Origin of the sequence: Gordonia alkanivorans NBRC 16433, assembly GCF_000225505.1 — a bacterium.
GTDB lineage: Bacteria > Actinomycetota > Actinomycetes > Mycobacteriales > Mycobacteriaceae > Gordonia > Gordonia alkanivorans.
The window spans coordinates 87,703-95,200 of record NZ_BACI01000100.1; the positions used below are offsets into that span (position 1 = coordinate 87,703).

Below are 7,498 nucleotides of genomic sequence, written 5' to 3' on the forward strand. Positions count from 1 at the left end.
CCGGGAAGGGAGATCCCTCCCGGGGCAAGAGGTTCCGTCCCACCCCATCGATCCGACGAAGGAAGGTCTGGCGACCCGATGACGCACACCTCCACCGGTCTGGCCCGTCTTGCAGATGCCGACGAGACCGCTCGCTTTGCCTCCGCAGAGGAACTGACCGCCGCCCTGGGCGAGCAGGGATACCTCATCGGAACCGAGCTGGCGGTCGTCGTGCACCTGGCGACACTGCTCGACCGTCCGCTGCTCCTCGAGGGGCCGGCCGGTGTCGGCAAGACCGAACTCGCCAAGGCGCTGGCCGCGGCCTCGGGGCGCGAGCTCATCCGTCTGCAGTGCTACGAGGGACTCGACGACTCGCGCGCCCTCTACGAGTGGGACTACGCCCGCCAGCTGCTCCACGTGCAGATGCTGCGCGATCGCATCAGCGCCGAGTTGGCCGCGGAGACAAGCCTTTCGGCGGCATCGGCAGCCCTGGCGCGGACGGAGGTCGGCGTGTACACCGAGGACTTCCTGGTGGCCCGGCCGCTGCTGGCCGCGATCACCTCGACCACCCCCACCGTGCTCCTCGTCGACGAGATCGATCGCACGGACGAGGCGATGGAGGCGGTCATGCTCGAGGTGCTCGCCGAACGCCAGGTGTCGGTCCCCGAACTCGGCACGTTCACCGCGCGGTCGTCGCCGTGGGTGATCCTGACCTCCAACGACACCCGGGAACTCTCCCCGGCCCTCAAGCGCAGGTGCCTGCACTTCCAGGTCGGCTATCCGGACCCGGAGACCGAGCGCGCCATCGTGGCGGTGCGCGCGCCCGACATCGAGGAGGAAGTCATCGGCGAGGTCGTGGACCTCGCCCGCCGACTCCGCGATCTGCCGCTGCGCAAGAGCCCCTCGATCGCCGAGGTCATCGACGCCGCGCGGGCGGCGTCGTACCTCAAGACCACCGGAAACCGCCCGCAGGTCGGTTCCGAACCCGCTCCGGCCGACGCCGCGTTGCTCTCGTTGCTGGTCAAGTTCGGCACCGACCTCGACCTCGCCCGTCGTGTGCTGTCACCGGCCGCCGCCGATACCGCCGCGGCGAGGACCGGGGAGGTTGGGGAGGCCCGGGGCACCACGCCGCAGGGCTCGGTCACGGCGCGGGCGTTCGGTGCGGGGCGGGCACGCAGCGCCGGGGTACACGCGGGCCGATGACCGTGCTCACGCCGCCGAAGGAGAACGTGCGCCGCGACGAGATCCTCGACCTGCTCGCGGTCCTGTTCGGGCAGGCGCTCCGCGGTGCCGGGGTCGCGGCGTCGCCCGCGGAGGTGATCGAGATCCGCCGGACGCTGGCCATCGTCGGGGCCGGCGACCTCGACGTGCTGCGCGCGGCCCTGCGCAGCGTCTCGGTCAAATACGGTTACGAGACAGAGGGTTTCGAGCACGCCTTCGATGTCTTCTTCCTCGACGCCGGGTCCGGGCCAGGTCGGGAGGCGGATCTGCCCCGGCCGCGTGGTGCCGCCGCGGACCTGCCCGACGACGTCGTCTGGGACGAGGAGTTCGAAGGGGCGGCCCGCCGCATCGGCGCCGACGAGCACACCGAGGAGATCGGTGATCTGATGGCCCCCGATCCCGGCGCCGGTGAGCGGCACGGGGAGAGTGCACATCGCGAGGAGAACGACTTCACCGTCTCGGCGGGCGCCGAGCAACTGGGCGTCGACCCGGACAGCGGTTCGGTGAGCGGGGGAGTGACGTACACCGTCGAGATCGACTCCGCCGATTCGGCGACCGTGGGTGAACTCGTCGGTGCCGCCGCCCGGGTGGAGTCCACCCCGCTGGGTCTGACCGGCGCCGCCGCGATCCTGGCCGCGCTCGACGCCTACGACCCGCGCAGCGCGTACGGCACCGACGGGAACGCCGATCTCGACGACGCGCGCCGCGTCGAACTCGAGCGGGCGCTGGCGGCGTTCGTCGATGCGTTCACCGCACGCCTCGAGGCGGCCGGGATCGTCGTGGGCGACGCACTCGGTCAGTCCGCACCGGTGCGCACCGAGCAGGCCGACATCGACCGCGCGTGCCACCGGCTCGTCCAGCGCATGCGCGGTGCACCGCGTCGGGTGATCCGTCCCGGTGACCGCGGGACCCTCGACATCCGCGCCACGATGCGCGCCGCGGTGGCGACCGACGGGGTGCCGGCCGAACTGTGGCGCCGGCGTCCGCGGCGCGGTCCGGTGCGCCTCCTGGTCCTGGTCGACGTCTCGCTGTCGGTCCGGCCGGTCACCGGTTTCATCCTGCGGCTCGCCCAGACCCTGCACGGTTTCGGCGACCGTTGCGAGGTCGTCGCCTTCGTCGATCGTCCCGTACGCGTCACCACGGCGCTCCGGGCGGCGTCCGCCGATGCCGCACTGGCCGCGGTGCTCGCCGCCGACGGCCTCGACCTGGCCGCGACGAGTGACTACGGACAGATGTTCGCCGGGTTGCTGGGCGAGTTCGGCGACCTCGTCACGCCGCGTACCTCGGTGCTCGTCGTCGGCGACGCGCGCAGCAACGGATTCGACGCGCGCACCGACCTCGTCGCCGAGATCGGTCGACGCGCGCACCGCCTTGCCTGGGTGACCCCGGAACCGTCGCGCTACTGGTCCCAGACGGGCTGCGCGATGGCCGACTACGCCGAACACTGCAGCGGCGTGGTCAGCGTGCGGGACGGCGCCGAGATGCTTGCGCGCTGTGATGAACTTGGTGCAGCGCTGAGGTGACGTGAGTAGCGTCGAATGTGCCGGTGGCGCACAACCACATCATCGGCCCGCGGTGATCGGAGGACAACGGATGCAGGGTGGCACGCGCCGACGCAGCGCCGGTCATGTCGCCAAGTTCCACGCCCCCGAGATCGTGCTCGGACCGGGCGCATTCGGCGAGGTACCGCTCGCGACGTCGGGCCTCGGGATGCGCCGTCCGCTGGTGGTGAGCGACCGCGGTCTGGAAGGCACCCCCTGGTACGCACGGCTGATGTCGGGGCTGGCCGACGCCGGACTTCACGCGACCGCCTTCGTCGACGTGTCGCCCAACCCGCGCGCCGGTGAGGTCACCGCCGCGTTCCTCGCGTACAACTCGCACGACGCGGACGGGCTCGTGGCGCTCGGCGGCGGATCGGTCATCGACGCCGCCAAAGGGGTCGCGGTGCTCGCCTCCAACGGCGGCCACATCCTGGAGTACGAGGGGATCGATCGCGCCCACCGGCCGTTGCCCCCGCTCGTCGCGGTCCCGACGACCGCGGGCAGCGGCGCCGACGTCTCGCAGTTCTGCATCATCAACGACGCGGAACGCCGCACCAAGGTCACCATCATCGGCCGGTCGCTGGTGCCCGACCTGTCGGTGAGCGATCCGGAACTGCTCACCACGGTGCCGGCCGAGGTCACCGCACAGGTCGGTATGGATGTGCTGACCCACTGTGTCGAGGCGTACGTCTCGCTCGCGCACGGGCACATGACCGATTCGCTTGCGCTGGAATCCATCCGCGGCGTCTGGACGCACCTCGAACGACTCGTCGACGATCCGCTCGACAAGGTCGCGGCCGAGGAGATGTCGCTGGCGTCGCTGCGGGCGGGGATGGCGTTCACCAACGCGATCCTCGGCGCGACCCATGCGATGAGCCACCCGGTCGGCGGGCACTGCGATGCGCCCCACGGAGCGATCAACGCGGTGCTGTTGCCGCACGTCATCCGGTACAACGCGGAGGTGTGCGCCGACGGCTTCGTCGACCTCGCCGAGGCGATCGGACTGCCCACGGACGGGAACGCACGCATGGTCGCCGATCGCCTGGCGGACGCCGTCGCGCGACTGGGGTCCCGGGTCGGGATGCCGGAGTCGTTGGAGCCGTTGGGGGTTCGGGCCGGAGATCTCGACCGTCTCACCACGCACGCTCTCGCGGACTCGTGCATGACCACGAACCCGCGCCGACCACAGGCGCCTGGGATCCGCGATCTGTATGCGGCGGCCCTGTGATGGCCGGCGCCGCGCGGCCCGACCCCGAGCGGGAACCCGCCCGATCCGACCTCGAAAGCCTCGTCGGCCTTCGCAGCGTCAAGGGCAGCCACTACGCCCAATACCGCGGGGTCGAGGCCCGGCTGAGTCGGGTGGTCGGTGCGCTGGAACGGATCTCGCGGGCGCTGGTGCGCACCGCCGAAGGACCCGAGGCGCTGGTGATCGCGGTGGTCGAGGCGGCGCGCGATCATCTGGGCGCCGAGTGGGTGGTCTTCGGCCTCGCCGACGGTCGGCTCGAGCGATCCGCGCCACGCCACCTGATCAGCTCGGGCAGCGGCCGGCTCTACGCCTTCGAAGGATCGGCGACGGCCTCGCCGCCCGACGGTCTGCCCGACGAGGTGCTCAACCGGCTCAACGACATCCTGCGCGGCCACGAACCGCTGCTGCACGGTCCGATCCTGTCCGAGGACCACGTGCACGTGCCGGTCGAGCTCGACGGCAACGTCGTCGGCGGCCTGTCCGCGTGGGCGCCGTCCGGCCGGGTCGTCGACCCGACCGACGTCGTTGTCCTCCGGATTCTGGCCAGTCAGGCGATCGTCGCCCTGCTCAACGCCGAACTGTTCTCCGAGACACACCGCCACGCAGCGGAACTGGCCGAACGGAACGACGAGCTCGAACGCACGCAACGTGAACTGTCCGCCGCGATGCGCGCCACGGTCCTCAACGAGGAGCGGTCACGGATCGCCCGCGAGCTGCACGATTCGGTGACCCAGTCGGTGCTGTCCGCAGGCGTGCAGATCGAGCTGTGTCGCGACCTGGTCGACGGCGCCGCACTCGAGCGCTTGCAGATGGCCGGCCGGCTCACGAAAGAAGCGGTCGAGCAGCTGCGGACGTTCATCTACACGCTCAACAACGCCGCGAGCGTGCCGTCACCGAGCGTCCACGAGGTCCTCACCGAACTGTGCTCCATGCACATGCCGCCGGACCTCACCACCGCGGTCCGCATCCGGGGCCGCTCCCGCGAACTGTCCGACGACGTCCAGCATGCGTTGCTCCGGATCGCGGGGGAAGCGTTGTTCAACGCGGCGATCCACGCGCGCGCCACCGAGGTCACGGTGACGCTCACCTACGCGCCGGACCAGGTATCGCTGTCGGTCGACGACGACGGGGTCGGCGACCCCGACCACCTCCGGCGCGTCCTGCGGACCGCCTCGCTCGGCGACCTCGCCGCCGGACGTCATCGCGGTCTGGCGAACATGGCCTCGCGCGCGGCCGAGCTCGACGGGGAGATCCGGATTCGCCGGTCACGAGCGGGTGGCATCCGGCTGACCGCGATCCTGCCGACGGCTGCGGGGCCGGCAACAGCATCCGATCCCGGAAACACGACCAGGGAGTTCTCGTGAGCACCGACAAGACGACCGGGGATGCGACGAGCAGGGGAAAGCAGGTCAGGCCCATCCGGACCCTGCTCGTCGACGATCACGCCCTGCTCCGGGAAGGGATGCGCTCGCTCCTCGAGCGGGAGGACGTCGTCGAGGTGGTCGGGGAGGCCGGTTCGCACGACGCCGCGCTCGCCGAGGTGAACGCATGCCGCCCGGACGTCGTGGTCGTGGACCTCAAGCTGTCCGCGGGCACCGAGTACGAGGGGCTGCGCCTGATCAAGGACATCTCCCAGCGTCACCCGGAGGTCGCGGCACTCGTGCTCACGACGTTCCTCGACGACGACCTGGTCGTTCGCGCGGTCCGCGCCGGTGCCCGGGGGTACGTGGTCAAGGACGTCGACACCACCGAACTCGTGCGCGCGATCCAGGCGGTGTCCACCGGTGGCAGCGCATTTGATCCGCGCAGTGCCGCGGTGGTGTTGCGAACGGTGTCGGGGGAGGCGGAGACCACCGAGACGCTCAGCGACCGGGAGCGCGAGGTCTTGCGGTTGCTCGCGGATGGCATGTCCAACAAGCGGATCGGGGAGACGCTCTACATCTCCGAGTCGACCGTGAAGTTCCACATCCGCAACATCATCCGCAAGCTCGGTGTCAGCAAGCGCACCGATGCGGTCTACATCGCCAGCAAGCGCGGTCTCATCTGACCGGCGGCCCTCAGGGGGTGAGGATCAGCCAACCGCCGTGGTCGACGAACACGTGGGCCCCGGAGTGCGCGACGCTGCCGGCCCAGATGTGCAGGTCCGTCTCGGTCAGCCGGAGACGATGCCCGAAGTGTGGGCTGGGCTCCTCCTCGAAGGGGACCGCCACGATCACGCGTCGCCTCGCCACCCGCAGGGCCTCCGACAGCGCCGCCTCCACGCCGGGGGCGTCGAGATGCTCCAGAAGATGGATGAGCGAGACCGTGTCCACGGAGTCGTCGTCGTAGGGGAGAGCGGTCGCGTCGCCGACGGCCGAGTGGACCGGCAGTCCGAGTCGCCGCGATGCGCACGAGAGCAGAGAGACCGCGCCGGGCGAGATGTCGCAGGCCGACACGTCGAACCCGTCCATCGCGCAGGCCAGCGCGAAGAATCCGAAGCACGAACCGACCTCGAGCACCGACGAACCGGTGAGGAGTGAGTGTGCCCGCCGGTGTACCGGTGCGAACGCCGAAGTGCCGTAGCGGAGTTCACGGAGCGAGTTGTCGTAGAACGCCGACCACGCATCTGCGGAGGTTCCCGCCGTTGTCCGGATGATGCCCACCGCAGCGGATTCGAACTGCTCTTGTCCCGACAGGACACCGGCGTCGACCAGTGACACCAGCCCGTCGACGACAACAGAGTCGGAGATCGTCTCCTCGTCGAAGGGATGCGCGATCTGGAGGATGCCGGCCACCCGGCGCCACGACAGGAGGCCGCAGCGGGCGAAACCCCTGGGGACAAGCGCAGATCGAAGGACCTGCGGCTCGCGGTCGCGAACGTCAGATGAGTCGAGAAGCGCAGCCCGGACGGTCGTCGACTGATCGATGGTGGTCATGTATCGACCGTAGGAACATCCTGACCTGCGCATAACTGACCGAGCGGGGACGGGCGCCTGTCCGAAAGGATGGTTCTGCGGCGCACGTCACACCGGCAGGTTTGTCGAAAATGTACGCAGGGCAGACGGTTTCGGCGCTCCTCTGTGGACCGTGACCTGCGGCGATGTCCGACCCGGCAGGCCGCCACCTGGCGATTTGACCCTGGAGAGACGGTTGCGTAACTTTCTTCGAGTCAGCGCGCCACGGCGCCGCCCCGGAAGGCCTGCGAGGGTCTCATTAAGGGGAGTGGAGACCGGGCTTCGCGCAGACCGCCCCCGAACTTCGACTGTGAGACTTCATCTCTCGCAGACGATGTGCGGGGTTGCCAGATCCCTGTGAGTCGCAAATCCTCGGGTTTGCAGCGCGGAGTTTGGGTCTGGTAGGGTGGAAGAGTTGCCCCGGAGACGGGGTGGCGGTGGAAAGTCAGAACGAAGTCTGCTGGTGAAAGCCCTTGTGGGGGTGAGTAGTTGGTGGGTGTGTGTTCTTTGAGAACTCGATAGTGTGATGATGAATTGTCTGATGCCATTTTTGGCATCGTGCATTCTTTATGGATGTA

Annotated in this window: 6 protein-coding genes; 5 read left to right on the forward strand and 1 reads right to left on the reverse strand. The window is 69.6% G+C overall.

Features of this window, described 5'->3' with window-relative positions; genetic code table 11:
• Positions 1 to 78: 78 nt before the first annotated feature.
• The 5 genes from GOALK_RS19400 (at position 79) to GOALK_RS19420 (ending at position 6,034) form a co-directional block, all read left to right on the forward strand.
• Positions 79 to 1,182 (forward strand): MadB family AAA-type ATPase, encoded by a 1,104-nt coding sequence (locus GOALK_RS19400; RefSeq protein WP_006360533.1) that lies wholly within the window; start codon positions 79 to 81, stop codon positions 1,180 to 1,182.
• Positions 1,179 to 2,723 (forward strand): MadC family VWA domain-containing protein, encoded by a 1,545-nt coding sequence (madC, locus tag GOALK_RS19405; RefSeq protein ID WP_006360534.1) that lies wholly within the window; start codon positions 1,179 to 1,181, stop codon positions 2,721 to 2,723. Before GOALK_RS19400 ends, madC begins: the two co-directional genes overlap by 4 nt.
• A 70-nt stretch (positions 2,724 to 2,793) precedes the next feature.
• Positions 2,794 to 3,969, forward strand: a complete 1,176-nt coding sequence (locus GOALK_RS19410; protein ID WP_006360535.1) for an iron-containing alcohol dehydrogenase — start codon at positions 2,794 to 2,796, stop codon at positions 3,967 to 3,969.
• Positions 3,969 to 5,351 carry a MadS family sensor histidine kinase gene (locus GOALK_RS19415; protein WP_006360536.1) on the forward strand — a complete coding sequence of 461 codons (1,383 nt, stop codon included), beginning with the start codon at positions 3,969 to 3,971 and terminating at the stop codon, positions 5,349 to 5,351. Before GOALK_RS19410 ends, GOALK_RS19415 begins: the two co-directional genes overlap by 1 nt.
• On the forward strand, positions 5,348 to 6,034 hold the full coding sequence (locus GOALK_RS19420; protein ID WP_006360537.1) for a MadR family response regulator transcription factor: 687 nt from the start codon (positions 5,348 to 5,350) through the stop codon (positions 6,032 to 6,034). Before GOALK_RS19415 ends, GOALK_RS19420 begins: the two co-directional genes overlap by 4 nt.
• Positions 6,035 to 6,044: 10 nt before the next feature.
• On the opposite strand, the gene mftM is transcribed toward GOALK_RS19420, so the two are convergent.
• The gene (mftM, locus tag GOALK_RS19425; protein ID WP_040004358.1) at positions 6,045 to 6,902 is read right to left on the reverse strand and encodes a mycofactocin oligosaccharide methyltransferase MftM; all 858 of its coding nucleotides are present in this window, start codon (positions 6,900 to 6,902) and stop codon (positions 6,045 to 6,047) included.
• Positions 6,903 to 7,498: the final 596 nt, after the last annotated feature.